This window comes from Mesorhizobium sp. M7A.F.Ca.CA.003.01.2.1 (assembly GCF_003998945.1).
Taxonomy (GTDB): Bacteria; Pseudomonadota; Alphaproteobacteria; order Rhizobiales; family Rhizobiaceae; genus Mesorhizobium; species Mesorhizobium ciceri.
In genome coordinates, this window is record NZ_RZRA01000738.1 from 1 (window position 1) to 2,958 (window position 2,958).

4 protein-coding genes and 1 pseudogene are annotated in these 2,958 nt (G+C 62.1%); 1 reads left to right on the forward strand and 4 read right to left on the reverse strand.

Translation table 11 applies throughout. The features are described from left to right. Positions 1-343: 343 nt before the first annotated feature. Positions 344-724 carry a cytochrome c family protein gene (locus tag EN969_RS24635; protein ID WP_024504374.1) on the forward strand — a complete coding sequence of 127 codons (381 nt, stop codon included), beginning with the start codon at positions 344-346 and terminating at the stop codon, positions 722-724. A gap of 47 nt (positions 725-771) precedes the next feature. Here the strand turns inward: EN969_RS24635 and gph are convergent, their stop codons facing one another. The 4 genes and pseudogenes from gph to EN969_RS24655 all read right to left on the reverse strand — a co-directional run. Then, entirely contained in the window at positions 772-1,473 is a 702-nt protein-coding gene (gene gph / locus EN969_RS24640) for a phosphoglycolate phosphatase (protein WP_127419470.1), read from the reverse strand. After that, complete coding sequence (locus EN969_RS24645; protein WP_013532060.1) at positions 1,470-2,027, reverse strand: thioredoxin family protein; 558 nt, start codon at positions 2,025-2,027, stop codon at positions 1,470-1,472. Before EN969_RS24645 ends, gph begins: the two co-directional genes overlap by 4 nt. A 21-nt stretch (positions 2,028-2,048) precedes the next feature. Next, positions 2,049-2,735, reverse strand: coding sequence for a ribulose-phosphate 3-epimerase (gene rpe, locus EN969_RS24650; protein WP_063167847.1), 687 nt, complete (start codon positions 2,733-2,735; stop codon positions 2,049-2,051). Positions 2,736-2,793: 58 nt separating this feature from the next. After that, positions 2,794-2,958 (reverse strand): annotated as a pseudogene (locus tag EN969_RS24655) (CbbX protein); the annotation flags it as partial.

Sequence of the window (2,958 nt, forward strand, 5' to 3'; positions counted from 1 at the left end):
CAAAACGCCCATCTCGGCGAGTCCAGCCCACCCAGGAGCCAGGACAAAACCGCCACTTGCCGGATTTCTCAAGGTGCCAATGGAGAAACCGGAATGAGGTCAAGCTACGCGCTCGCCCAATAGCCGTCAACAAAGACGAATGGACAGGATCCTTGAGCACCCAGGCCTCTAAACCTTTGTACGATTGACTTTCACAACATGCCGATTAGCTTCCAGGTGACGTGGCGCGGCTCCACGGGAGAAGCGGAATTTCCACGCCACCGCGTAAGGCGCATGCCGACGGATCAAAGGATCGGCATGCACAAATCGTCCAGGGCACCCAGACGATCAATGAGGAAATACCATGCGCGCAATCGCATTTTTCGCAGTCATGTCCGTTGTGCCCTTCATCGCGAGCCAATCCCAGGCACAGGACGCGGCGGCGGGTGAGAAGGTCTTCGCCAAATGCAAGGTCTGCCATGTCGCCGACCAGGACAAGAACAAGGTCGGCCCGTCGTTGAACGGCGTCATCGGCCGAACAGCCGGCACGCACCCGGGGTTCAGCTATTCTCAGGCGATGGTCGCGGCAGGCAAGTCCGGCGTCAAATGGGATGAACCCACGCTGAAGACTTACCTTCACGATCCCAAGGCCATGGTCAAAGGAACAAAGATGGCGTTTGTCGGCCTCAAACAGGACGAAGACATCGCCAATGTCATCGCCTATCTGAAGCAATTCTCGAAATAGCGCGCCGCCGGCCGTTCGAACTTGCGTTCGGCCGGCGTTCGCCTCGATCACGCATCGGCTTGCAGCCCCTGCATTGCCGAAGGCAGATCGAAAAGGCTGTCGCAAACAAGATCGGCGCCAAGCTCTTCCACCGGAATGTGGCTGTAGCCGCCACGCAGCAGAATGACGGGCATGCCGGCGGCGCGTGCGGCGCCCAGGTCAGCGCCACTGTCTCCGACCAGCAGCGCGTCACCCGGGTCGACGCCTAGTTGTGCCAACGCCAGCAGCAGGGCATCGGGCGCCGGTTTCAGGTATGTCACCGCGTCTCCGCCGACGATCGCACCGAAATATTCCGTCAATCCGAAATGAAGCAGGATTTCGCGGGTCGCCAACTGCGGTTTGTTGGTTGCCACCCCCATGCTTACTCCGCCCAAATGAAAGTGGGTGAGGGCCTCCCTGACGCCAGGCATCAGCCTTGTCAGGCCGGTCAGGTGCCGGCGGTAGATAGGCGCCATGACGCGGTTTGCCTCATCGAGAGCGTTGCCGAGCAGTGGCGCTCCCGATGCCGCGAAGGCTCGCTCGATCAGTTTCCTGACACCGCCGCCGATCATGGCCTTGACCCGGTCCAGGCGCAGCGGCGGCAGATCGCGGCTGGCCAGCAATTCGTTGACGGCGGCCGCTATGTCCGGTGCCGAGTCGACCGGCGTGCCGTCGAGGTCGAACAGGATCGCCTTCGGCGATCGAAGCGGCCTACCTGCGCCGACGTTCATGCGTCATCCTTCCACTTGATCGAGCAGCCGATCGAGGCGACCTGGTCCAGCGGCCCGTCGCCGGTTCGGGCAACCTGCTTCATCGCCTCGAACAGATCGCGTCTCAGCCCGGGCGCTCCGGCTTCTCGTCGCGAGGCGTCCAGCCGACCGCGATATTGCAATCCCAACTCGCTGTTGAACCCGAAGAAATCGGGAGTGCACACCGCCACGTAATCGCGCGCTACAGTTTGGCGCTGGTCGTGCAGGTAAGGGAAGCTGAAGCCGTTCGTCGTGGCGAAGAGCTTCATTTGGTCGAAGGAATCCTCCGGGTAGGTGTCGGCATCGTTCGAGTTGATTGCGACAAAGCCGATACCTTCGGCCTTGAGGTCGTTGGCATCGCGCACGATACGTGAAATCACCGCCTTCACATAAGGGCAGTGATTGCAGATGAAGGCCACGACCAGGCCGTTCGGGCCGGCCTGGCTGAGGATCGAATGCGACCTGCCGTCGACGCCGGGCAAAACGGCATCGATCGCGCGCCAGCCGAAATCGCAGACAGGGGGAACGGCCGCCATGCTTGCCTCCGATGAAATGGTTTACGCGGCTTTCCGGATCGCACCGTCGGCCGCCTGTCGGATGGTTCCAATGTTGGCGCGGTAGGCCGCCTCGGTGCCCCCCTTGAACACGGCCGACCCGGCGACCAGCACATTGGCGCCGGCCGCGGCGACCAGCGGGGCGGTTTCGGCCGTGACGCCGCCATCGATTTCGATGTCAATCGGGCGGTGGCCAACCAATGCCTTGATTCGCCTGATCTTCTCGATGACCGCGGAAATGAAGGCCTGGCCGCCGAAGCCTGGATTGACCGTCATCAGAAGCACCAGATCGAGCCTGTCGAGCACATATTCGATGACGCTCTCCGGCGTCGAAGGATTCAGCGATACGCCGGCCTTCTTGCCGAGATTTTTGATCGCCTGCAGGGAACGATCGAGATGCGGCCCGGCCTCTGCATGCACCGTGATGATGTCGCAACCGGCGTCGGCGAAGGCGGCCAGATAGGGGTCGGCCGGCGCGATCATCAGATGGCAGTCGAAGATTTTGTCCGTTCGGTCGCGGATCGCCTTGATCACCGGCGGACCGAAGGTGATGTTGGGCACGAAGTGGCCGTCCATCACGTCGAGATGGATCCAGTCGGCACCCGCCCGCACGACAGCTTCGACCTCGTCGCCGAGCCGCGAGAAATCCGCGGAAAGCACGGAGGGTGCGATGATTGTCCCGGTGACCATGGTCGTCGTCTCCAATTCTGTCTGCGGTGTTGGTCGCTGCGCCGGCCGCTTCGTCGTGTCAGCGCATCTTCGTCTCCGGTTCGCCTTCCAGTTTCCCTTCCGCGAACACGCGGCTGCCGCGAATGTCGGATTCCTCGATGGTGATAAGATCGGCCTTGGTCAACACCCGGCTGCGCGATGCGAAAAGCCGGTTGGCCTGCCGCAGCCGCGCCCGGTCGAGCCC